The following is a 22,284-nucleotide window of genomic DNA, read 5'->3' on the forward strand; positions in this document are numbered from 1 at the left end:
CATTTGTGACATTCGTGACTTGACGGCGGCATCAAGGCTCAAAGCCAGCCTTAAAGCCAGCGTTTTCGCCTGCGATACGACTTCATGTCGCGAAAGCTCTTGCGGCCTTCCGACGACAGCCCGAGGTAGAACTCCTTGACGTCCTTGTTCTCGGCCAGCGCCTTGGCCGGGCCGTCCATCATGATGCGGCCGCTTTCCAGGATGTAGCCGTAGTCGGCGTACTTCAGGGCCACATTGGTGTTCTGCTCGGCCAGCAAAATGCTGACGCCTTCCTTCTTGTTCAGGTCGCGCACGATCTCGAATATCTCGGCCACGATCTGCGGCGCCAGGCCCATGGACGGCTCGTCAAGCAGCAGCATGCTGGGCTTGGCCATCATCGCCCGGCCAATCGCCACCATCTGCTGCTCGCCACCCGAGGTGTAGCCGGCCAGGCTGGTGCGGCGTGTCTTGAGCCGCGGGAAGTAGGTGTAGACCCGCTCGAGCGCATCCCGCACCTGCGCGCCGCTGATGGGCCGTGTGTAGGCGCCCGTGATCAGGTTGTCTTCCACGCTCAGGTGGCCAAAGCAGTGCCGGCCTTCCATCACCTGCACCATGCCCATGCCCACCAGGTCACCGGGCGCGAGCTTGTCGATGCGCTGGCCGCGCAGCTCTATCGAGCCCTTGGTCACCGCGCCGCGCTCGGAGGCCAGCAGCGTTGAGACGGACTTGAGCGTCGTGCTCTTGCCCGCCCCGTTGGCGCCCAGCAAGGCGACGATGCCGCCTTGCGGCACCTCGAACGAGACGCCGCGCAGCACGAGGATCACGTGGTCATACACCACCTCGATATTGCGCACCGACAGGATGGGCGGCGCCGCAGCCCCGGAGGCTGCGGCTTGCAGGGGTTCAGCGACTGCGTTCAAGAGCAGGTCCGCGGCGTGACGTTGTTTTCCTTGGCGTATTTCGCCGCGGATTCCTCAATGAGGCCACGAATCAGCTTGGGGTCGGGCGGGCCCACCCAGTCGGTCACCAGCTGGAACTTGGCGCCGTCCCACTGCATCATGCGGAACTTGCCGGCGCCTTCATGGTTGGCGCACGACAGCTTGAACGGCGGGATCATGCCTTCGATGCCCAGTTCCTTGAGGTGCGCGGGCGTCATGTCCAGCGCCTCATAGCCGTCGCGGAATTCCGCGCCGTTGACCGTCTGGCCGTTCTTCTTGTGGATGCGCTGGGCATTGCGCATGCCCTCTATCCACATCACGGCCGCCGCCACACCGCGGTTGTAGTAAACCGTTCCCACGCGCTGCGGGTTCTGCATATTGCCCTTGCCCGCACCGTAAACAACTTTTTCGATGTCCTGGATCAGCGGGAACTTGCCCGGCACGGCGTTGGCCACCACAAAAGTGCCCTTGGCTGCGTCACCGGCCGGGACCATGTCTTCCTCAGCGCCGCCGAAGGTGACGTAAATCATCTTCTCGCGCGGGAAGCCCACGCGTGCCGCAGTGGTGATCGCCGTCGAGTTCATGCCCGAGCCCGCGCCCCAGAACGTGACCCAGTCGGCTTTCTCGCGGCGGATCTGCAGCCACTGCGACTGCTGCTCCAGCCCCGGCGGCGGCACGGCGATCTCGATCAGCTTGAAGCCCCATTCCTTGGCGATGACACGCATCGCCGGCAGCGGCTCACGGCCGTAGGCGGTGTCAATGTGAAGGTGGACTATGGTCTTGTCCTTCATCTTGGCGACGCCGCCCTCTTTGCCGGCGATGAAATTCATCTTCATCGCGATCTGTGACCAGTAGTTGCTGTGCGCGCCAAACACCCATGGCCAGACGCGGCCGTCGGCGGCGTCGGTACGGCCATAGCCGAACTGCGCGAGCACCACGTTGTCAGGCTGCATGCGGCCAATCACGGCATAGGCGCCCGGCGTTCCCAGCGTGTCGAACACCACCATCTTCTGGGTGCCCTTGTTCAGCAGGCGCTGGTAGCACTCCACCGTGCGCGCGGCGTTGTACTCGGTTTCGCATTCCTCATAGGTCAGCTTGACGCCGTTAACGCCGCCCTGCTTCATGTTCACGTAGTTCAGGTAGTCGATGATGCCGCCGTAATAGCCGGTGCCCATGGCCGAATACGGGCCGACGCGGCTGCTCGGCACGCCGAAGTACTGCTCCTTGGCCTGGGCCAGGGCCGCCGAGGGCAAGGCTGCGGCTGCGGCGATGGCGCTGCCGGCAAGAATGCCCGGTAGTGCGCGGCGAAGAATGGTGAATATCCTCATGCTGCGTATCTCCTCTGGTTGGGTAAGTCGGTTCAAACTACCTTCAATGCCGGAACGGCCACAGGCGCAGCCGCTCCTTGGTGAGTTGCCATAAACGCGCCAGGCCTAGCGGCTCGACGATCAGGAAGGTGATGATCAGCACGCCGAAGATCACCTGCTCCAGCGCGGAGGCGATGCTGGCGTCAATGGCCTTGCCCAGGAAGGTGTGAAAGGCCACATTCAGAAAGACCGGCATCAGCAGGATGAAGGCAGCGCCCAGAAAGGAGCCCAGGATGGTGCCTATGCCGCCGATGATGACCATGAAGAGAATGCGGAACGACAGCTCGATGTTGAAGGCCGAGGGCTCCACGGTCTGCAGGTAAGCGAAAGCAAACAGCGCGCCGCCCACACCGCAATAAAACGAGCTGATGGCAAAGGCCTGCAGCTTGGTGCGCAGCAGCGAAAGCCCCATCGCCTCGGCCGCCACATCCATATCGCGCACCGCCATCCAGGCGCGCCCGGTGCTGCCGCGCGCCATGTTTTTGGCCGCCAGCGCAAGCGCCCCGACGATGACCAGGATCAGCAGGTATTTTTCTCCTGGCGCAACAAACTTGTGGCCGAAGATGACGATCTGCTGCGCCGTGACCACGCCCGAGGTGTCGTAGTTCTTGAACCAGCCGAACTTGTCCAGCGCCCAGACGATGAAGAACTGCGAGGCCAGCGTCGCGACGGCCAGGTAGAGGCCGCGAATGCGCAGGCTAGGCAAGCCGAAAAGGATGCCGACCGCCGCAGCGCACAGCCCCGAGAGCGCGACCGCAACCACAAAGGGAATGCCAGGCACGCGAAGGATGAAGTTGTAGCAGGCAAACGCTCCTACCGCCATAAAGCCCGCCGACCCCAGCGACAACTGCCCGGCATAACCCATCAGGATGTTCTGGCCCAACGCCACCAGCGACAGGATGAGCCAGGGGATCAGGATGGCGCTGAGCCAGTAATCGCTGGCGGTCAGCGGAACCACCACCGCCGCGACAAACAGCAGGATCGCCATGCCGATGCGGTCTTGCCGCAAGGGCAACAGCTGGCGGTCCTGCCCGTAGGTGGTGAAGAACTGGCCGGTTTCCCTGTAGAACATGTAGAGGCTCCTGGTCAGACGCGACGGATGATTTTTTCGCCGAACAGGCCTTCAGGCCGGACCAGCAGGAACAGCACCGCGAGCACATAGGGCAGCCAGCCCTCGATGCCGCCACCGAAATAGGGGCCGACATACACCTCTGTGATCTTCTCGACCGCACCGACGATCAGGCCGGCAACGATGACGCCGGGCACCGAGGTGAAGCCGCCGATGATCAACACCGGCAGCGCCTTCAGCGCAGTGAAGGTCAATGCAAACTGCACGCCGCTGCGCGCGCCCCACAGCATGCCGGCCACCAGCGCGACGACCCCTGCGGTCGCCCAGACCAGCGCCCAGATGTGCTTGAGCGGAATGCCGATGGACAAGGCCGCCGCATGGTCGTCGGCCACCGCTCGCAGGCCGCGGCCGACCTTGGTGCGCGAGAACAGCAGCGCCAGCGCGGCCACCATGATGCTGGCGACCACGCCGGCCGTGATGTCCAGCTGGCTGACCAGGATGCCGGCGTTATCGACCAGCCAGCCGATAGGCTCATCCTTGATGCCCAGGTCCAGCCGCCGCACCTCGACTCCCCATGCCAGTTGCGCCACACCTTCGATCACAAAAGTCAGGCCGATGGTGGCCATCAGCAGCGTGTCCTCGCTCTGGTTGACCAGCGGCCGCAGCACAAAGCGCTCGGTGAGCATGCCCACGGCCACCATCATCGCGATGGTCACCGGCAGCGCCAGCCAGAAGGGAAGGCCCAGCTCCATAAAGCCGACAAAAGACAGGACCGCGAAGAACACCATCGCGCCCTGCGCGAAGTTGAACACCGAAGACGCCTTGTAAATCAGCACAAAGCCGAGCGCAACCAGCGCATACATGATCCCCGCCAGGAGGCCGCCGACCAGGACTTCTATGAAAAATGCCATGCTTGTTTCCTCAGTGGGCCACGCCGAGATAGGCGTCGATCACGTCCTGGTTGGCCCGGACCTCGCTGGGTGTTCCGTCCCCTATCTTCTTGCCGTAGTCGAGCACCACCACGCGGTCCGACAAGTCCATCACCACGCCCATGTCGTGCTCGATCAGCAGCACCGTTGTTCCGTAGTGGTCGTTGACGTCCAGGATGAAGCGGCACATGTCCTGCTTTTCCTCGATGTTCATGCCGGCCATGGGCTCGTCCAGCAGCAATATCTTGGGTTGTGCAGCCAAAGCGCGGCCCAGCTCCACGCGCTTTTGCAGGCCGTAGGGCAGACGCCTGACCGGCGTCTTGCGGATGTGCTCGATCTCCAGGAATTCGATGATTTCCTCGACCACCTCGCGATGCTCGGCCTCCTCGCGGCGCGCGCGCGGCAGCTGCAGGGCCGTCTCGAGGAAGGTGGCGTTCACGCGCAGGCTGCAGCCGGCCATGATGTTGTCCAGCACCGACATGCCTTTGAACAGCGCGATGTTCTGGAAGGTGCGCGAAATCCCCATGTTGGCGGCGCGTGTGGGCGTCATGCCCGCCAGGCGGTCGCCGCGGTAGGTGATGCTGCCTTGCTGCGGCTGGTAGACGCCGTTGATGACATTGAGCATGGAGCTCTTGCCGGCGCCGTTGGGGCCGATGATGGCGCGTATCTCATGCTCAAGCACATTGAAGGAGATATTGGTCAGCGCCTGCACGCCGCCGAAGCTCAGCGAAATCGAGTCCAGCTCGAGAATCGGCGCGCCTATGGCAAAAGCCCGTTGCGGGGAGGTCTGGAGTACGGCTGTGTTCACGCTGCTTTCCTTGCCGGTGCGGGCGCGAAGGTCTTCGCGTCGCGGATCTTCAATTCGGTTCCGTCTTCCAGCTGCACGGACGCACGGCCTGCGTACATGCCATCTACCACCACCGCATAACGCTCGGCGATGATGCCGCGGCGCAGCTTGCCGGTGCGCGTCAGCACGCCGTCATCGGCATCGAGCGCCTTGTGCAGGATGGCGAAGCGGTGAATTTGCGATGTTGCCAGCGCCGGGTCGGCCGCCAGCTCGGCATTGAGTTCGGCGATTCGGTCGGCGACAAGCCCGTACACCTCCTCGCGTGAAGCCAGGTCAGCCTGCCCCATGTAAGAAATGCTTTGCTTGTCGGCCCAGCGGCCCACGGAAGCGGCGTCGATGTCGACCAGGATGCAGACCATGTCGCGCCCGTCGCCGTAAGCCACCGCCTCCCTGATGGAAGGGCCGAACTTGAGCCGGTTCTCCAGCAGCTTGGGCGCATGGAGCGAGCCGTCGTTCAGGGCGCCGACGCTCATCAGCCGGTCGATGATGCGCAGGTGCCCATCGTCGCCGAGGTAGCCGGCGTCACCTGTGTGGAACCAGCCGTCTTCGCTGCGGGCTTTCGCCGTGGTATGCGGGTCGCCGTGGTATTCCCTGAACAGCCCCGGCGAGCGCACCAGGATTTCGCGCCGGTCCGTGATTTTCAGTTCAACCCCGTCCACCGCCGTGCCCACCGTGCCGGGCCTGACTTGCCCGTCGCGCTGCATCGCCACGAAGAAACCGGTCTCGGTCGAGCCATAGAGCTGCTTGAGGTTGATGCCCAGCGAACGGAAGAACATCAGCAGTTCCGGGTCGATCGCGTCGCCCGCCGTCAGCGCCACGCGCACCCGGCTCATCCCCAGCACATCGCGCAGCGGGCCATAAATCAGCAGGTCAAACACCTTGTAGGCAATGCGGTCGGCCAGCGACACGTCTTCGCCCGCCAGAATGCGCGGGCCCACGCGGCGCGCCAGCGCCATCGCGCGCCGGTACAGCGTCTGGTTAAAGCCCCCCGTGTCCTCGATCCGCATGGAGATCTGGGACAGCAGCACCTCCAGCACCCGCGGCGGAACCAGCAGATAGGTCGGGCCGGCCTCGCGCATGTCGGCGAGCATGGTGTCGGAGGACTCGGGGCAGCACACGCAATAACCCACAACCATGGGCTGGACGTAGCTGAAAAGGTTCTGGCCGATCCAGCCCGGCGGAAGGTAGGCCGTGGCCACGTCCTTGTCGTTCAACCCCTCGGCAGCCGCAGCCGCGCGGGCGCGGTCTATCAGGGCCGCATGGCTGAGCACCACGCCTTTGGAGGGGCCTGTGGTGCCCGAGGTGAAAAACAAAAAGGCCACGTCCTCGCCGCTGCCGCGCTGCATCTCGGCCTGCAGGGCATCGCTATTGGTAGCGGCCAGCTCGCGCCCTTGCGCCAACAGGGCCGCATAGCTCACAAGCTGCGGTTGCCGGTAGTGGCGCAAGCCGCGGTCTTCGTCATAGACGATGCACTGGATCGCGGGGCACTGCGGCAGAATGTCGAGCAGCTTGTCGACCTGTTCCTGGTTTTCGGCGAAGACATGGGTCACGCCGGCACGCTGCAGCGGCGACAGGATCTCACCGGCGGCCGCGTCCTGGTAGAGCGGCACGGCCACCGCGCCCAGCCATTGCGCAGCGCACATCGCGGCATACAGGCGCGGCCGGTTGTCGCCGATCAAGGCCACATAGCTGCCGCGCTGCACGCCGCGCGCCGACAGCGCACCCGCCAGCGCAGCCACCTCCCCGGCCAATGCGGCCCAGGTCCAGGTATGCCAGATGCCGCGGTTTTTTTCGCGGATGGCGGCTTGTCCGCCACGTTGCCTCGAGTGATGAAGAAGCAGCTTCGGAAAAGTATCCGGTCCCTCAGTTGCCATTGCTTGCGTTTCCTTTTTTCTTCAGAAGCGGTTAATCGCCGGCCTCTTCCCTGTTTCTTGTCAGCTTTGTTAGCTTTGTCAGCTTTGTCAGTTGATAAATAGTCGCATTCCCGTTTTGCGGTATCCATAGGGGTTTCGACATATGAAGCGGTGAACATGGGTTGAGGGGCCTTGCCAAGCCAGCTTCCAGGGGGCCTGGCAAGACTTTCCAAAACATTAGTTCTACAAAGATCGTTCTAAAAATAGAACTCAGACATGCGTTTTTGGTGTCTATTGCGGGCACCCCGCCGTCCCCATATGCACTGCATGACCCGGACTCACCGGCGTCAAACAGAAATCACACAGAAATCAGACAGCAAAGAAGGACAAAGGGAATAAAGCGATGAAAAACATTCTGGGCATCTACAGCAACCCCCACGGCCACTGGGTGGGCGACGGCTTTCCTGTGCGCTCGCTGTTCAGCTATGACACGCTGGGCTCGCAGATGAGTCCCTTCCTGCTGCTGGACTACGCCGGCCCGGCGCAGTTTGAGCCTGCCGACAAACCGCGCGGTGTGGGCCAGCACCCGCACCGCGGTTTTGAAACCGTGACCATCGTCTACAAAGGCGAAGTCGAGCACCGCGACTCCACCGGCAACGGCGGCGTCATCGGCCCCGGCGGCGTGCAATGGATGACGGCTGCCTCAGGCATCCTGCATGAGGAATTTCACTCACGCGAGTTCACCCGTACGGGCGGCCCGTTTGAGATGGTGCAGCTGTGGGTCAACCTGCCTGCCAAAGACAAGATGGCAACACCCGGCTACCAGGGCATTTCGGACAAGGACATTCCGCAGGTCGATCTGCCTGACGGCGCCGGGTCAGTGCGCGTGATTGCCGGCGACTACCAGGGCACACGCGGGCCTGCCCACACCTTCACGCCGATTGACGTATGGGACATGCGGCTGCGCCAGGGCAAGACGGTGTCACTAACCGTGCCGGAAGGCCGCACGGCGGCCGTGGTGGTGCTGCACGGCACGGTGCTGATCAACGGCAAGGAAGTGGTGCGCGAAGCGCAGATGGCGCTCCTGGACCGCGAAGGCGTTGGCCTGCAGCTTGAAGCCAACAGCGACGCCACCCTGCTGCTGCTCAGCGGCGAGCCGATTGACGAGCCCATCGTCGGCCACGGCCCCTTCGTGATGAACAGTCGCGAGGAGATCATGCAGGCAATGAAGGACTTCAACGCCGGCCGCTTTGGCCGGATGGCGCATTAAAGAAGACAAGGCACAGTCCAGAGCCCGACAGGTGGGCGGTGCCGGTTCTTCGTCTTTCAGCCGAGCTTCAGGTTCACGTTCTTGGTGTACGTGAACTCGAGCAGCTCGGTAAAACACTCCTCACGTCCAATGCCCGACTGTTTCACGCCGCCAAAAGGTGCGCCCATGAAGTGCTGGCTGGAGTTGTTGATCCACACATAACCGGTGTGAATCCGCTTGGCCGCGCGGTGCGCGGTGTTCAGGTTCTGCGTCCAGATCGAGCCCGTGAGGCCAAAGTCCACACCGTTGACCTGCTCAAACAGCACATCTTCATCGTTCCACTTGAAGACCGACATGATGGGGCCGAACACCTCTTCTTGCGCCAGGCGCATGTGCGGCTTCATGTCGGCAAACACGGTGGCTTCATAAAAGAAACCATCTTTAAGCGCCGGGTCGGTGGGCTGCTTGCCGCCGCACACCAGGCGCCCGCCATCTTCCAGGCCCTTGGCCACGTAGCCCTGCACTTTTTCAAGTTGCGCACGGCTGACCAGCGAACCCATCGTTGTCTTGGGGTCGGTCGGAATGCCGGGCTTGTGCCGCTCGGGCAGCAGCTTGACGACTTTTTCCAGCACCGCGTCGTGGATGGATTCGTGCAGAAACACGCGGCTGGTAGAGCCGCAGCTCTGGCCCGACCAGGTGAAGTTCATGCCGCCGATGATGCCGTTGACGAGTTTGTCGATATCGGCATCGGGATAGGCGATGAGCGCGTTCTTGCCGCCCAGCTCCAGCAGCACGGGCTTGAGGTTGTCGGACGCCGTCTTCATGACCGCCTTGCCGGTCGGCACACCGCCTATCAGCGTGATCTTGCGTACCAGCGGGTGTTTGCCCATAGCGTCGCCGCACTCGCGCCCGCCGCACAAAAAATTGGCCACACCGGGCGGAAAGATATCGCCCACCAGTTCGGCCAGCCGCAGGATGGACAGTGGCGCCTGGTCGGGCGACTTCACCACCACGGTGTTGCCGGCAGCCAGCGGCGCGGCCAGGCGCGCGGCGGCAAACATAAAGGGATGGTTGTAGGCCACGATGCGGGCGATCACGCCCAGCGGCTCCTGCAAGGTGTAGTTGAAGTTGCCGTCGCCCATGGGAATGGTCTCGCCCTTGATCTCGGTGGCCAGGCCCGCAAAGTAGTCCAGGCAATCGGCGGCAAAGCCCGCGTCCATGGCAAGCGCCGACACCGGGTTGCCGTTGTTGAGCGAATCCAGCAACGCGAGCGGCTTGGCGTGCTCACGCAGCACGGCAGCGGCTTTGCGCAGGTAGCGCCCGCGCTCCACCGGCGGCGTGGCAGCCCAGGCCGGGAAAGCAGCGTGCGCGGCCTGCACCGCCGCATCCACGTCAGCCGCGTCGGCAATCGGCGCGCTGGTGATGACTTCGTTGTAGGTCGGGTTGAAGGTGTCGGCCTGGCCGCCGGCCTTGGGCGCATGCCAGGCGCCGCCGTAATAGAGGCCGCGTTGGGTCGGCAAGACGCCGGCGGGGATTTCGTGTGCGCGCATAAATTGTTGTGTCCTCAGTCAATCAAAGATCAGTCTTTCGACCGCGTCAGCCCCGCCGTCATGGCCGCGCTGTAGCCGGTCTGCACCACCACATCGACCACCACGGTTTCGCCACGCTTCACGGCGGCAATCGCATCGACCAGAATCTTCTCCAGTTCAGCGGCGTCTTCCACCGGGCCTATGCCCGTCAGGCCCTGGCCGCGCGCCATCATGGCGAGGTCGGGCGGCGGGTCGCTGATGCGCTGGCCTATCCAGCGGTTTTCAATCGGCCGCTGGCGCTGGCGCGCCACGCGTTCCTGGTGCACCTCGTCGTTGAAGAAAGAGCGGTTGTTGCACACCACCACCAGCATGGGGATGCGGGCGTTCGCCGCCGTCCAGAGCGCATTGACGCCCATCATGTAGTCGCCGTCGCCAATCACCGCCACCGGCAGGCGGTCCGTGCCTTTCAGGCCCAGCGCCGAGCCGATCGACATGCCGGGGCCTGAACCGATGCCGCCGCCGCCGTCGTAACCGAGAAAGTCCAGCGGGTGTTTGAAGTCCCACATCTCGCCGCTCCAGCTGAGCGGCAGGCGCATGAGGCAGACCTTCTGGTCGCCGACAGCGCGCTTCAAGGTGGCCGCAAGCGTGGACACCATCATGTTGCTGGCGCCTGAAGCGCCAGGCACCGGCTGCACCGGCGCCACCACCGGCAGCGGCCGTTTTGTTGGCGCAGGCGTCTTGCGCGCTGTGACTTGCTGATTGAGCAGGCTCACGGCCGGCTCGGGTTCGCAAAGCATAAAGACATCGACAGGCGGCAAGCCCTGGTGGTCCATGCTCCAGCCGTTGTGGCTGTAGTGGTCGACCGAGACCTGGATGATCTTGCTGCCCACGGGCTTGTCGCCCCAAGCCTGCTTGAGCGTGCCTGACAGGTCCAGCCAGTCCAGGCTCAGCACCACGTCGGCTTCGCGCAAAACTTCCTGCGCATTCGGCGTGAGGAAGGCGCCGCTGGGCGCGGCATGCAGCGGGTGGTCGGTCGGGAAGGCCGCGCCCACGCGCAGGTCGGTCAGCACTTCAGCATTCAGGGTTTCTGCAAGCTGGATGCGTTCGGCCCACGCGGCTTCGCTGCGGGTGACGCGGCCCATCAGAATCACCGGGCGGCTGGCCTTGGAAAGCAGCGCGGCAGCCTGCGCAACGACAAAGTCCGAAGGCCGCGCCTGAGGCGGCGCGAGGTAACGCGCGGGGTCAGGAATCGCCGGGCGTTCGGCCAGCTTGGACTCCTGCAAGGCGGCATCAAAGCACACATACACCGGCCCCTGCGGCGCGGTGGTGGCGATCTGCCGCGCGCGAAGCAACGCTTCTTGCGCCGACGGGATGGACGCGGGCTGGCAGTCCCACTTGATGAAGTGGCGCACCAGTGCGGCCTGGTCCTGCGCGGTGTGGATCCAGTCGATCCAGGGGCGGCGCTTGTTGGCGTCGACCGGGCCGGTGGCGCCCAGCACGATCACGGGCACACGATCCACCCAGGCGTCAAAGATCGCCATGGAGCCGTGCATCAGGCCGACGTTGCTGTGCAGGATGGCGATCAGCGGCTTGCCCGTGACCTTGGTGTAGCCGTGGGCGATGGCAACGGCATGCTCTTCATGCAGCACCACCATCATCTGCGGCTTTTCATTGCCCAGGTGGTTGACGATGCTGTCGTGCAGGCCGCGAAAGCTGGCGCCCGGGTTGAGCAACACATAAGGAATGTCCATCGCGCGCAGCATGTCGGCGATGGCGTCGCTGGCCCAGACGGTTTCTTGCGGTTCGGAAGGCTTGGGAATGTCGCGGCGCACGGAGCGGCCGGAAGGGACGGTCATGAAATCTCCTGGTGAAAAGAATGTGCTGTTTGTGCAGCTGCCTATTCAGGCTTGATGTTGGCTGCCTTGATGACTGAGGCCCAGCGCTTCTGGTCGTCGGCAATGAGCTTGGTGAATTCGGCGGGTGTGCTGGTCTCGGCGTAAATGCCCTGCTCTGCCAGCTTGTCTTTCACGTCAGGCAAGGCGAGCGCGCGGCGCAGTTCGGCATTGAGCTTGTTGATGATGGCCGGCGGCGTTTTGGATGGGGCCACCATGCCGATCCAGATGTCGCTTTCATAGTGGGGCACGGTCTCGGCAATCGTCGGCACGTTGGGCAGCAAGTCGACCCGCTTGGTGCCGGTGGTACCCAGCGCGCGCAGCTTGCCGCTGCGGATGTGCGGCAAAGCGGAATTCATCGGGCAGAACATCACGTCGACCTGGCCGCCCAGCACGTCGACCAGCGCCGGCGCGGAGCCCTTGTAGGGAATCTGGGTCAGCTTGGTTCCGGTCAAAGATTTAAAAACCTCGGCCGCCATGTGCTGTGGGCTGCCGGAGCCTGCCGACGCGTACGAGAGTTTTTCCGGGTTGGCCTTGGCCAGCGCGATCAGCTCGGCCACGGTGGTGGCCTGCACCTTGGCGGGCGACACCACCAGCACCATGGGTACGCGGCCCATCATGGTGATGCCGGTGAGGTCGCGGTTCACGTCAAAAGGCAGCTTGGGATACAGCACCGGGTTGACGGCCACCGTCTGATTGGGCGCGACGGCGATGTAGTAGCCGTCGCCTTCAGCCCTGGCCATGAACTCGCTGGCGATGTTGCCGGCGGCGCCGGGCTTGTTTTCCACAATCACCGGCTGGCCGAAGGACTCGGACATTTTTTGCCCGAGCAGGCGCGCCAGCACGTCATTGGAGCCCCCGGGCGGCAACGGCACCACGATGCGGATGGGTTTGGTCGGGTAGTCCTGCGCCCAGCTGAGCGGGCTGGCGAAGGCGGCGGAAAGGCAGAGGGCGAGCATCCCAGTGCGGCGGTTGAATTGCATGTCTTGTCTCCAGTATTTATGGCGCGAATCTGCAAGCGCCAGGTCATCCTAGTGAAGACAACTCAATCATTCAATCTTGAACACTGAATCAACATAGGATGGAGCCCCCACGGTCGCTCACTTCGTGTAGCTCCCTGCCCCCCGAGGGGGCCGCCCGCCCTACGGCCCGGCAAAGCCGGTTCCGGGGCTCATGCTGGCTGGGAAGGGGCCCGATCAAGCGGTGGGCGTGGATTCGGACTTTGGCTTTACAAACTTGGCACGGGGACGCATCAGCGTGCCGTCGGCGCGCTGCTCTTGCACATGCGCGACCCAGCCTGCCAGCCGGCCCAGCACAAAGAGCGCGGCGGTGGCCTGGCGCGGCAGGCCCATGGCGCGTGCTGTCACAACCAGAGCCAGCTCCTGGCGGGGCAAGAGGCCCACGCTGGTGCGCATCTCATCGATGAAGCGCGCTATCGCCCGCAACTCACGGCTCGGGCTCTGGCGGGCAAACACCATTTCGAGCAGTTGAGCCGCGCGTGGGTCGCCTTTGGGGTACAGCGGGTGATCAAAGCCAGGGACGCTCTGGCCTTGCGCATGCAGCTTGTGGGCGCGTTTGACGAGCACGGGCTTGGTCGGCGCCTGGCCCAGGAAATCCTCGACGCGCTCGTACATACGGCCCACATCCACACCGGAAGTGGCGCACAGCGCCGACGCCAGGCAGCTGTGCAGCGTGCCGCCGGCGGAGGCCACCACACGCGCGCTCAGCGTTCCGGGCGGCAGCTCGTGGTCGGCCATCAGGATGAGCACGGCGCGCAGGGCTTCGCGGTTCTCGGCGGTAACCGGCATGGCCAGCGCATGCATAAGGCCCTCCACCACCGATTCGCCGCGCTGCATGGGGCGCAGGGTTTGCGCGGGGCCGACAAAGCCGCAGCAGGCCACCACCGTCTGCATGATCTCGCGCGCGGCCGGCAGGGTTTTACCCTGCGACAGCCGCTCGGCCACCGGGCCGCGCCGCATGCCCAGCAGCAGTACGGCTAGCGCGAAGGACTCCAGCACATTGCCCTGTGCCTGCAGCGAGGTCAGCGTCTGTGCCAGCGTGATGAGTTCGGCCGAGGGTTTGCGCACCGGCCAGGCGGGCGCCTTGTCATTAAATTCGCCAGTCCAGAGCAGCTCAGCCACCGACTCGAAGGAAGCGCCTGAACGCACCAGGTCCGCCGCCAGGTGCCCGCGGTAGCGCGGCCCCTGCTCGGTGATCTCGGTGATGGAGGTCGGGAAAATCGGCTCGCCCCAGTTCATCGCCGCTGCCGCGACCGGGCCGTGGCCGGATCGTGCGAGTGAGCGCATGCCCACGCGCGTGAGGTCGTCGCGCAGGTAGAGCTTGCCCTTCTGGCCCTGCTGCGCCACGCTGCGTATCCAGCCCCGGCTCACATAGGCGTAAAGCGTCTGCTGCCTGACGTTGAGAATCTTCATGGCCTCGGCCGCCGAGGCGTAGTCGCGGCGCAGCGCTTTGTCGGGGTGGTCCATGGGCCCAAGTATCTCCTGATGGCGTGCAAGCTTGCCGGGGCCAGCCGGCCCGGCACGTCAGCGCATCACGATGATGAAAATGCCGATCAAAGTCAAGCCGCTGCCGGCCAGCGTGGTGGCCGTGATCTTGTCTTCACCCCTGAACAGCAGGTGACTGAGCGGAAACACCAGGACAGGCGTGCACAGGGTGACCAGCGTGGCGACGGACAGCGGGATGTAGCGCATGGAGCCGATTACGCACATCTGCGCCGAGATGGTCGACACGCCGATCAGCGCGTAGAGCGCCATGCTGCCGCGGTTGGCCGTACGCAGGCGCGCGGCGATACCGCCCTTGTCGGAGCTGAAAGCCAGGTGCAGCGCCAGGCCGCACACGGCGCCCACCAGCGCGCCGAGGATCGGCTCGTTCCAGCTGCGCACCGCCGTGCCCCGCAACACATTACCGATCGCATACGCCAGGGAACTGCCCATGCCCAGAAATAGCACCGACTGCAGCAATTGCTGGCGCAGGCCGAACTTCATGGCGGCGGGTGCGGGCCCACCGTCGGGCGGAAGCTCAGGCGTCGGGCCGCGGCGCGAGAAGAAGCCGGGCTTGTAGCTCACCAGCATCAGGCCGGCGATGGTCATCACCATGCCCAGCGCCACCAGCACGCTCAGCCGCTCGCCCAGCAGCAGCCAGGCCATCAGGGCGGTGAAAAGCGGGCTGCTGATCTGGAAGATGCTGGCCTTGGCGGGGCCGAAGCGCACCACGGACTCATAAAAAAACCACCGCCCCAGGTAGGTCGAAAAAGCGCCGGCAGCGGCAAACAGCCAGAACGCGTGCCAGTTCCACGACACACCTTCGGCCCGCAAGCCGAGCTGCACGCCGAAGGTCAATGCCGAGAACGCCACATTCATGGTGGTGGCGATCAAAAAGCCCAGGCCCAGTTCCATGCGGCCGGAAGCCACTTTGGTCACCAGGATGGACACGGTGAACAGCAGCAGCGCACCGCTTGCCAGCAGGTAACCCAGAAAAGTTTCAGACATCTGCATCCAGAATCAAATCGGCCTCAAGCCTTTGCCACGGCGTCAGATCTTGAACGCCTCCAGCGATTCTGGCGCAAAGAGCTCCTGCGGTTTGAGCAGGCGCTTGGAAAGCCCTTGTTCGAACGAGTAGCGCAAAAAGGTCTGCAGCGTGGCTTCGTTCTTTTCAAAGCCGTAGGGCCAGAAGTCCTCGCCCATCTCGCGCTTGACCTGCTCGACGTGCGAGGTCAGCCAGGGCAGCATGGCCTTGAGCGCGGCGGTCTCGTACAGGTCTTCATAGGTGCGGCGCTGGGACTCTTCCAGCGCCTTCATCATCGAGCGCGCCACCCAGCGGTTGGCTTCATACACATCGCGGCGGATTGCCACCGTGTGCATGATGGGGAAGATTTTTGTTTCCTTGAAGTAATTGCGCTCGACCTGCTCGTAGTCTTCGAAGAGGCGTTTGACCTTGCCGCCGCCCTTGAGAAAGCTGGAGGGCATGCGCGCGGTGTAAAGCGCATCGATCTCGCCGTCGAGCAGCATCTGGGCCAGCGTCTGCTCGGGGCCGATGCGTTCGACCTTGATGTTGGGCGGCAAGTCCAGCTTGATTTTTTCGGAGCGGCCGGGCTCTTCCTCGCCGCCGGTGAAGTAGGTCACGCTGTCGACAGGTACGCCGTAATGGTCGGACAGGATGCCGCGTATCCACACCGGCGCCGTCATCTGGTACTCGGGGTTGCCCACGCGCTTGCCGATCAGGTCCTTGGCTTCGCGAATGCCGGAGTTGGCATTCACATAGATGCAGGAGTGGCGGAAAAAGCGCGAAGGAAACACCGGAATCGCCACAAAGGGCCGCGACTCGTTGAACATGGAGACGGTGTACGACGAGAGCGACATTTCCGCGACGTCAAATTCCTTGTGCCGCAGCATGCGGAAGAAGGTTTCTTCCACCGGCATGTTGAGGTAGTTCAGGTCTATGCCATCGGGCTGCACGCTCCCGTCCATCAGGGCGCGGGTGCGGTCATAGTTCCAGCAGCCGAAGGTCAGTTTCAGTTTTGACATGTCGCGGTATGTTCCTTAAGAGAGATCAGAAAATTCGATGAGGGTTATTCGGGTTTGATGCCTGAAGCCACGATGGCCTTGGCCAGGCGCTCGTTTTCGCCGAGGATGGCTTTACCGTATTCGGCCGGGGTGCTGCCGATGGGCTCGATGCCGGCGTTGCTCAGCGTGGCGATCACTTCCGGCATCTTGGCGATCTGCGCTATCTCGGCGCTGATGCGGTCGATGGCGCTGGCGGGCGTACCGGTGGCGGCCAGCACACCGACGATGGGCGCGAAGTCAAAGCCCGGAATGGTTTCGGCGATGGCCGGCACATTGGGCTCCTGGGCCGAGCGGTGGGCCGAGTTGGTGGCCAGCAGCTTGACCTGGCCGCCTTTGACAAAACCCACGAGCGACGGCAACGCGGAAAACAGCACCTCGACCTGGCCGCCGATCAGCGCCGGCACCGACTGGCCGGTGCCCTTGAAAGGCACGTGCGTGATCTGCAGGCCCAGCGAAGCCTTCAGGGCTTCCATGGTCAGGTGGTGCGTGCTGCCGATGCCGGAGGAGCCGTAATTCAGCGTGCCGGGTTTGGACTTGGCCAGGGCGACAAACTCCTGGAAGGTATTGGCAGGCACCTTGGGGTGCACTGCCAGGTAGAGCGGCGCGCGCGCTGCCGCCGACACCGGCATGAAGTCGCGTTTGTAGTCATAGCCCAGGCTCTTGTAGATGGCCGGGTTGATGGAGAACATCGAGCCGTCGGTCACGAGAAAGGTGTAGCCGTCTTTGGGCGCCGTGGCCAGGGCCTGCGCAGCCACTACGCCGTTGGCGCCGGGGCGGTTGTCCACCACCACAGACTGGCCCAGCTTCTCGCCCAGCCGCTGCGCAAAAATGCGCGCCACGGTGTCGGGCAGGCCGCCGGCCGCATAGGGCACGACGAACTTGATGGGGCGGTTGGGGTAGGCGCTCTGTGCGCCGGCAAACAGCGGCAGCAGCGTGCCGGCTGCCAGCATGGCACTGGCCAGTAGAAGGCGGCGCGGGGCGTTGATGGAATTCATGGTTGAACTCATGGAACTTGTCTCCTGGTGGTTTTATAGGCTTTGCGTGGCGGAAAGATGAAAACTCAAGAACGAAGCGCTCTCAATTAAAAGCGACAAAAAGAAAAAGCAACTCAGGTCGAGTACGAAGGCTCCAGCGCGGGCTCACGCGTGTCCCACACATAAGACGCCTGGTAGGCGCGCCAGTCAGTGGTCTTGGGCACAATGGCCTGGAAGGCGACCACGCTGGACGGAATGCGCAAGGCGCCGGTGCCGATGGCGGCTTCGCCCGCCTGGAAAGCGCGCACCGCCTCCAGCATCTGCTTGCGAAACTCCACCACCGCCATGTCGCTGGCGCCCAGGCGCTCATGCGTGCGGTCGGCAATCGGTCCCATGGTGACCCACATGGCGATGTCCTGGTTCGGAAAACCGGTGATGCCGGTGAAGTTGCCGGCTTTCATCGCCGCGCGGTCTTGCCAAAAATGGTTCTCGCGGTTGCGCAGCGGCGCATAGTTGGCGTCCAGGTCAGGGCCCAGTTGCTGGCCCAGAAACTTGCGCCAGCTGTCGGTGTCGGGTGTCTGCGAAGGATGGCCCCAGGCGATGAAATAAAACGCCGTGTTGGTGTCGTCCATCGGCACGTTGATGTTCGCCACGTTGTAGAGGTTGTTGGGCGGGATCAGCGCGGTGGCGGGCGCCACAAACACCGTCGAGCGGATGTAGTCGTTGGCCGCCGCATTCTTGATGGGCCGGCGAATCGCCGCATAACGAAAGCCGTAGCTGCCCCGCTCCACCTGCATGCGCGGCGCCTTGTCGGTCGAAGGGCGCAGCCAGTTGGTGTCAGTGGCTTCAGCGCCTTCCACACGCGCCGGCACCATGTCAGATGAATGCAGGCTGGAGCTGTGCGCGGAGTCGATCGCGCCTTCCAGAATCTGCGCCCAGTTGCAGGGAATCAGCGCTTTGGCAATCGTCACCTTGGCATCGGCCGTAGGGGCCCAGGCTGGCGGCTCAAACTCGGGTTGCGTTTCTTTGGGGCCCATATAGGCCCACACAAAACCGCCCCACTCCTTGACGGGGTAAGCCAGGTGCTTGACCTTTTGCGCCATGCCGCTGGCCGCGGGCTCGGACACCATCTCCAGCACATTGCCTTCCACGTCCATCTTCCAGCCGTGATAGAGGCAACGCAGGCCGCAGTCTTCATTGCGGCCGAACACCAGCGACACGCGCCGGTGTGGGCAGTATTCGTCCATCACGCCGACCCGGCCCTTGGTGTCGCGAAACACCACCAGGTCTTCGCCGAACACCCGCGCCTTCACGGGCGTGCCGTCGGGCTCGCTCACCTCTTCGATCAGGCACACGGGCGTCCAGTGGCGGCGCATCAGCTGGCCCATGGGGGCCTGGCCTTCCACACGGCAAAGCAGTTCGTTTTCTTCAGCGGTCAACATCGCGTATATCCTTCAAATCAAGAGCGGCCGACCAGGCGGGCCTGCCCAAAAACGGTCATCAAAAACAGCTTGCAAATCCGGAATAAGCAGATTATTCTTAGATGACTAAGATTATCGCGATTTGGCGATTTGTCAAGAAAATTTTGTGGAGACAACGATGAGCGTTAACCCTAGCGCCGCCCCGGGCGCCACGGCCGCGGGTGAGCCCGACTTCTTCCCGCTGAAGGTTGCACGCAAAGAAGAAGTTGCGCAAGGCATTTACCTGTTTGAGCTGCGCCACCCCGACGGCGCCCCCCTGCCCGCCTTCACGCCCGGCTCGCACCTGACGGTGGAAGTGCCCAACGGTGTGCGGCGCAACTATTCGCTGTGCAGCGACCCGGCCGACAGCAGCGCCTGGCAGATCGCCGTCAAGCGCGACGGGCGCGGCCGCGGCGGCTCCATCAGCATGGCCGACGATGTGCAGGCCGGGCAGTTGCTGTCGGTCAGCGCACCGCGCAACAACTTCGAGCTGGCAAGCCACGCCGCGCAATCGATCTTTGTGGCGGGCGGCATCGGCATCACGCCGGTGCTGTCAATGATGCGGCACCTTCAGCGCACCAATGCCGACTTCAAGCTTTACTACTGCACGCGCGATGCGGGCAGCACGGCCTTCATTCACGAGCTGCAATCCGAATTCGCCGGCAAGGTGCAGATCCACCACGACAACGGCGACATCGACCAGGCGCTGGACCTGTGGCCGGTGTTTGAAAAGCCCACTGCGGCACATGTCTACTGCTGCGGCCCCAAAGGCCTGATGGACAGCGTGGAAGACATGTCGGGCCACTGGCCTTCGGGCGCTGTGCATTTTGAAAGCTTCGGCGTTGACGCCACGGTGTATGCGGAAAACACGCCCTTCCATGTTCGCCTGCAAAAGAGCGGAAAGACGGTTGAAGTCAGTGCGGAACAAACCATTCTGGAAGCCTTGCGCGCCACAGGCCTGCGCGTGGCCAGCTCCTGCGAAAGCGGCACCTGCGGCACCTGCAAAACCCGGCTGCTGGCAGGCGTTGCCGAGCACCGCGACATGGTGCTGACCGACGAGGAAAAAGCCGACCACATCATGGTGTGTGTCTCCCGGGCAAAATCGCCTGAACTGGTACTGGACTTATGACAAACCGGCTACTCAAGATCGGCGTGGTGGGCCTGGGGCGGGCCTTCACGCTTATGCTGCCCACCTTTGTGCACGACAGCCGCGTCACGCTCGTAGGCGCGACCGACCCGATTGCGCAGGCCCGCGCGCAGTTTGAAAAAGATTTCGGCGCGCCCTCTTACGATTCCATCGAAGCGCTGTGCGCCAACCCGGCGGTCGAGCTGCTCTACATCGCCTCGCCCCACCAGTTCCACGCCGAGCATGTTCGTCTGGCTGCCTCCTTCGGCAAGCATGTGATGGTGGAAAAGCCCATGGCCCTCACAGTGGACGAATGCACCGGCATGATTGAGGCGGCCCATCGCGCGGGCGTGCACCTCATCGTCGGCCACAGCCACAGCTTCAATACGCCGATCAGGCGCACGCGTGAGCTCATCGACAGCGGCCGCTACGGTGCGGTGAAGATGATCCACGCCATGAACTACACCGACTTCCTCTACCGGCCCCGCCGGCCCGAAGAGCTGGACACGGCCGCCGGCGGCGGCGTGATCCACAGCCAGGCCACGCACCAGATGGACATCGTGCGGCTGCTGGGCGGCGGGCTGGTGCGCAGCGTGCGGGCGCACACCGGCGCGTGGGATGCCAGCCGCCCCACCGAAGGCGCTTACAGCGCATTGATTGAATTTGAAGGCGGCGCATTTGCCTCGTCTACCTACAGCGGCTACGGCCATTACGACTCAGACGAGTTGTTCAGCAACATCGGCGAAATGGGCCAGGCCAAAAACCCGGCCGACTACGGCGCAGCCCGAAAGCGCCTGGAGGCTGCGGCAACGTCTGCCGAAGAAACCGCACTGAAGGCCGCGCGCAACTACGGTGGCAGCCTCTACACGGCCGGCACCGCCCTGCCCCAGGGCCTGCAACACCAGCACTTCGGCCAGTTCATCGTGAGCTGCGAAAAAGCCGATTTACGCCCCGGCCCCGCGGGCATTGCCATCTACACCGACCGCGAAAAGACCTTTGAAGCCCTTTCCGCCCCGGCCATCCCGCGCCAGGAGGTGATTGACGAGCTGTTTTCCGCCGTCGCAGAGGGCAAACCGCCCGTCCATAGCGGCGAATGGGCCCGCGCCACCACCGCCGCCTGCCTGGCGCTGCTGGAATCCGCCCGGTCCGGCGGCAGTTGCACCCCTTCGCACCAAGTCAGTCACAATGCCAACTCATGAGCAATGACACGCAAAACATCATCCGCCACTGGCGTGAAGCCGTTCCCAACGACCGCCTCGCCCACCTGATCCGCGATGCCTCGCGCGCCTTTCACCGGGCGCTGCAGGTCAGGCTGGCGCAGCACGGCGTACCGTTCGGCCACTGGACTTTTCTGCGCATCCTCTGGGAGTCGGACGGGCTGACGCAAAAAGAGCTCAGCGAGCGCGCGGGTGTGATGGAGCCCACCACCTTCACCGCCATGAAGGCCATGGAGTCGCTGGGCTACATCGTGCGCAAGCAGTTGCCCACCAACAAGAAGAATATGTACGTCTACCTGAGCGACGAAGGCCGCGCGCTCAAGAAGCTGCTGGTGCCACTGGCGGAAGAAACCAACAGCGTCAGCATCGAAGGCATCGCGCCCGAAGACATCAAAACCACGCGCACCGTGCTGCTGGCGATGATCGAAAACCTGGCCCGGGACGAACTGCTGCAGACCACACCAACCGCCAGGCGCAAGTCCGGCGCGGCCGCAGGACGCAAGCTCAGCGGCAAAGCCGCGGGAAAAGACAAAGCAGATAAATCCGACAAACCCGCTGCGGGAAATAAAAAAGCCGCCGCCTGAAGAAGGCCGCGGCTTTTTGTTTGGGTTTGGGGCCTCTTAAGCCCCGGTCATTCAGACCAGCGTCACGCCGGTCTTGGCCTGCACCGCTTCACGCGTTACGCCGGGCGCCAGTTCCACCAGCTTCAGGCCAGCGGGCGTCACGTCCATCACGGCCAGGTCTGTGATGATGCGGTCCACCACGCCCACGCCTGTCAGCGGCAAGGTGCACTGCGGCAGGATCTTCATGTCTTCGGTGCCGTCTTTCTTGCGGGCAACGTGCTCCATCAACACGATCACGCGCTTGACGCCGGCCACCAGGTCCATCGCGCCGCCCATGCCCTTGACCATCTTGCCCGGGATCATCCAGTTGGCCAGGTCGCCCTTTTCGCTGACCTGCATCGCGCCCAGGATGGACAGGTTGATCTTGCCGCCGCGAATCATCGCAAAGCTTTCATGGCTGCCAAAAATGGCCGAGCCCTTGATGGTGGTGACAGTCTGCTTGCCGGCGTTGATCAGGTCGGCGTCCACTTCGTCTTCCGTCGGGAAGGGGCCAATGCCCAGCATGCCGTTTTCAGACTGCAGCCACACTTCCTTGTCACCGGTGAAGTTGGCCACCAGCGTCGGGATGCCGATGCCGAGGTTCACATAAAAACCGTCTTCGAGTTCCTGGGCGGCGCGCGCCGCCATCTGGTCTTGGGTCCAAGGCATG

19 protein-coding genes are annotated in these 22,284 nt (G+C 63.6%); 4 read left to right on the forward strand and 15 right to left on the reverse strand.

What is annotated here, in order from left to right; all coding sequences use genetic code 11:
* Nucleotides 1-50: 50 nt before the first annotated feature.
* From BM408_RS17840 to BM408_RS17865, 6 genes are read right to left on the reverse strand one after another with little or no spacing between them, the layout of a single operon-like run.
* Nucleotides 51-899, reverse strand: a complete 849-nt coding sequence (locus BM408_RS17840; RefSeq protein ID WP_092131517.1) for an ABC transporter ATP-binding protein — start codon at nt 897-899, stop codon at nt 51-53.
* Nucleotides 896-2,245 carry an ABC transporter substrate-binding protein gene (locus tag BM408_RS17845; protein WP_092131519.1) on the reverse strand — a complete coding sequence of 450 codons (1,350 nt, stop codon included), beginning with the start codon at nt 2,243-2,245 and terminating at the stop codon, nt 896-898. The genes BM408_RS17840 and BM408_RS17845 overlap by 4 nt, the downstream gene beginning before the upstream one ends.
* Nucleotides 2,246-2,288: 43 nt before the next feature.
* The gene (locus BM408_RS17850; RefSeq protein ID WP_092131520.1) at nt 2,289-3,356 is read right to left on the reverse strand and encodes a branched-chain amino acid ABC transporter permease; all 1,068 of its coding nucleotides are present in this window, start codon (nt 3,354-3,356) and stop codon (nt 2,289-2,291) included.
* A gap of 14 nt (nt 3,357-3,370) precedes the next feature.
* Nucleotides 3,371-4,264 (reverse strand): branched-chain amino acid ABC transporter permease, encoded by an 894-nt coding sequence (locus BM408_RS17855; protein ID WP_092131522.1) that lies wholly within the window; start codon nt 4,262-4,264, stop codon nt 3,371-3,373.
* A gap of 10 nt (nt 4,265-4,274) precedes the next feature.
* Nucleotides 4,275-5,045 carry an ABC transporter ATP-binding protein gene (locus BM408_RS17860; RefSeq protein WP_092131720.1) on the reverse strand — a complete coding sequence of 257 codons (771 nt, stop codon included), beginning with the start codon at nt 5,043-5,045 and terminating at the stop codon, nt 4,275-4,277.
* A 41-nt stretch (nt 5,046-5,086) separates the two neighbouring features.
* Nucleotides 5,087-7,003, reverse strand: a complete 1,917-nt coding sequence (locus tag BM408_RS17865; RefSeq protein WP_092131523.1) for an AMP-dependent synthetase/ligase — start codon at nt 7,001-7,003, stop codon at nt 5,087-5,089.
* 382 nt (nt 7,004-7,385) lie between these two features.
* Here BM408_RS17865 and BM408_RS17870 point away from each other — a divergent pair, with 382 nt between their 5' ends.
* Nucleotides 7,386-8,252, forward strand: a complete 867-nt coding sequence (locus BM408_RS17870) for a pirin family protein (protein WP_092131525.1) — start codon at nt 7,386-7,388, stop codon at nt 8,250-8,252.
* A gap of 56 nt (nt 8,253-8,308) precedes the next feature.
* On the opposite strand, the gene BM408_RS17875 is transcribed toward BM408_RS17870, so the two are convergent.
* The 8 genes from BM408_RS17875 to BM408_RS17910 form a co-directional block, all read right to left on the reverse strand.
* Nucleotides 8,309-9,781 carry an aldehyde dehydrogenase family protein gene (locus BM408_RS17875; RefSeq protein WP_092131527.1) on the reverse strand — a complete coding sequence of 491 codons (1,473 nt, stop codon included), beginning with the start codon at nt 9,779-9,781 and terminating at the stop codon, nt 8,309-8,311.
* A 29-nt stretch (nt 9,782-9,810) separates the two neighbouring features.
* Nucleotides 9,811-11,616 carry a thiamine pyrophosphate-binding protein gene (locus BM408_RS17880; protein ID WP_092131529.1) on the reverse strand — a complete coding sequence of 602 codons (1,806 nt, stop codon included), beginning with the start codon at nt 11,614-11,616 and terminating at the stop codon, nt 9,811-9,813.
* 41 nt (nt 11,617-11,657) lie between these two features.
* Nucleotides 11,658-12,635 carry a Bug family tripartite tricarboxylate transporter substrate binding protein gene (locus tag BM408_RS17885; RefSeq protein ID WP_092131530.1) on the reverse strand — a complete coding sequence of 326 codons (978 nt, stop codon included), beginning with the start codon at nt 12,633-12,635 and terminating at the stop codon, nt 11,658-11,660.
* A 213-nt stretch (nt 12,636-12,848) separates the two neighbouring features.
* Entirely contained in the window at nt 12,849-14,138 is a 1,290-nt protein-coding gene (locus BM408_RS17890) for a citrate synthase (protein ID WP_254774865.1), read from the reverse strand.
* Nucleotides 14,139-14,195: 57 nt separating this feature from the next.
* A complete protein-coding gene (locus tag BM408_RS17895) occupies nt 14,196-15,161 on the reverse strand; it encodes a DMT family transporter (protein WP_092131723.1) in 966 nt (321 codons plus the stop codon).
* A 42-nt stretch (nt 15,162-15,203) separates the two neighbouring features.
* Complete coding sequence (locus tag BM408_RS17900; protein WP_092131532.1) at nt 15,204-16,196, reverse strand: substrate-binding domain-containing protein; 993 nt, start codon at nt 16,194-16,196, stop codon at nt 15,204-15,206.
* Nucleotides 16,197-16,240: 44 nt separating this feature from the next.
* Nucleotides 16,241-17,230 (reverse strand): Bug family tripartite tricarboxylate transporter substrate binding protein, encoded by a 990-nt coding sequence (locus tag BM408_RS17905; protein WP_092131534.1) that lies wholly within the window; start codon nt 17,228-17,230, stop codon nt 16,241-16,243.
* A 113-nt stretch (nt 17,231-17,343) separates the two neighbouring features.
* Nucleotides 17,344-18,651 carry a Rieske 2Fe-2S domain-containing protein gene (locus BM408_RS17910; protein WP_092131536.1) on the reverse strand — a complete coding sequence of 436 codons (1,308 nt, stop codon included), beginning with the start codon at nt 18,649-18,651 and terminating at the stop codon, nt 17,344-17,346.
* Nucleotides 18,652-18,808: 157 nt separating this feature from the next.
* Here BM408_RS17910 and BM408_RS17915 point away from each other — a divergent pair, with 157 nt between their 5' ends.
* From BM408_RS17915 to BM408_RS17925, 3 genes are read left to right on the forward strand one after another with little or no spacing between them, the layout of a single operon-like run.
* Nucleotides 18,809-19,798 (forward strand): PDR/VanB family oxidoreductase, encoded by a 990-nt coding sequence (locus BM408_RS17915; RefSeq protein WP_092131537.1) that lies wholly within the window; start codon nt 18,809-18,811, stop codon nt 19,796-19,798.
* Nucleotides 19,795-20,994: a Gfo/Idh/MocA family protein gene (locus BM408_RS17920; protein WP_092131539.1), complete on the forward strand. Its 1,200-nt coding sequence runs from the start codon at nt 19,795-19,797 to the stop codon at nt 20,992-20,994. Before BM408_RS17915 ends, BM408_RS17920 begins: the two co-directional genes overlap by 4 nt.
* Nucleotides 20,991-21,596 carry a MarR family winged helix-turn-helix transcriptional regulator gene (locus BM408_RS17925; protein WP_254774866.1) on the forward strand — a complete coding sequence of 202 codons (606 nt, stop codon included), beginning with the start codon at nt 20,991-20,993 and terminating at the stop codon, nt 21,594-21,596. The genes BM408_RS17920 and BM408_RS17925 overlap by 4 nt, the downstream gene beginning before the upstream one ends.
* 51 nt (nt 21,597-21,647) lie before the next feature.
* On the opposite strand, the gene BM408_RS17930 is transcribed toward BM408_RS17925, so the two are convergent.
* Nucleotides 21,648-22,283, reverse strand: a complete 636-nt coding sequence (locus BM408_RS17930) for a 3-oxoacid CoA-transferase subunit B (protein ID WP_092131541.1) — start codon at nt 22,281-22,283, stop codon at nt 21,648-21,650.
* Between the last annotated feature and the right edge of the window lies 1 nt (nt 22,284).

Origin of the sequence: Polaromonas sp. YR568 (genome assembly GCF_900116715.1) — a bacterium.
Taxonomy (GTDB): Bacteria; Pseudomonadota; Gammaproteobacteria; order Burkholderiales; family Burkholderiaceae_C; genus Polaromonas.

Coding starts and splice junctions, on each gene's coding strand:
- BM408_RS17845 (WP_092131519.1), bottom strand. CDS start 2,245: ATGAGGATATTCACCATTCTTCGCCGCGCACTACCGGGCATTCTTGCC.
- BM408_RS17850 (WP_092131520.1), bottom strand. CDS start 3,356: ATGTTCTACAGGGAAACCGGCCAGTTCTTCACCACCTACGGGCAGGAC.
- BM408_RS17855 (WP_092131522.1), bottom strand. CDS start 4,264: ATGGCATTTTTCATAGAAGTCCTGGTCGGCGGCCTCCTGGCGGGGATC.
- BM408_RS17865 (WP_092131523.1), bottom strand. CDS start 7,003: ATGGCAACTGAGGGACCGGATACTTTTCCGAAGCTGCTTCTTCATCAC.
- BM408_RS17870 (WP_092131525.1), top strand. CDS start 7,386: ATGAAAAACATTCTGGGCATCTACAGCAACCCCCACGGCCACTGGGTG.
- BM408_RS17875 (WP_092131527.1), bottom strand. CDS start 9,781: ATGCGCGCACACGAAATCCCCGCCGGCGTCTTGCCGACCCAACGCGGC.
- BM408_RS17880 (WP_092131529.1), bottom strand. CDS start 11,616: ATGACCGTCCCTTCCGGCCGCTCCGTGCGCCGCGACATTCCCAAGCCT.
- BM408_RS17885 (WP_092131530.1), bottom strand. CDS start 12,635: ATGCAATTCAACCGCCGCACTGGGATGCTCGCCCTCTGCCTTTCCGCC.
- BM408_RS17890 (WP_254774865.1), bottom strand. CDS start 14,138: ATGGACCACCCCGACAAAGCGCTGCGCCGCGACTACGCCTCGGCGGCC.
- BM408_RS17895 (WP_092131723.1), bottom strand. CDS start 15,161: ATGTCTGAAACTTTTCTGGGTTACCTGCTGGCAAGCGGTGCGCTGCTG.
- BM408_RS17900 (WP_092131532.1), bottom strand. CDS start 16,196: ATGTCAAAACTGAAACTGACCTTCGGCTGCTGGAACTATGACCGCACC.
- BM408_RS17905 (WP_092131534.1), bottom strand. CDS start 17,230: ATGAATTCCATCAACGCCCCGCGCCGCCTTCTACTGGCCAGTGCCATG.
- BM408_RS17910 (WP_092131536.1), bottom strand. CDS start 18,651: ATGTTGACCGCTGAAGAAAACGAACTGCTTTGCCGTGTGGAAGGCCAG.
- BM408_RS17915 (WP_092131537.1), top strand. CDS start 18,809: ATGAGCGTTAACCCTAGCGCCGCCCCGGGCGCCACGGCCGCGGGTGAG.
- BM408_RS17920 (WP_092131539.1), top strand. CDS start 19,795: ATGACAAACCGGCTACTCAAGATCGGCGTGGTGGGCCTGGGGCGGGCC.
- BM408_RS17925 (WP_254774866.1), top strand. CDS start 20,991: ATGAGCAATGACACGCAAAACATCATCCGCCACTGGCGTGAAGCCGTT.
- BM408_RS17930 (WP_092131541.1), bottom strand. CDS start 22,283: ATGCCTTGGACCCAAGACCAGATGGCGGCGCGCGCCGCCCAGGAACTC.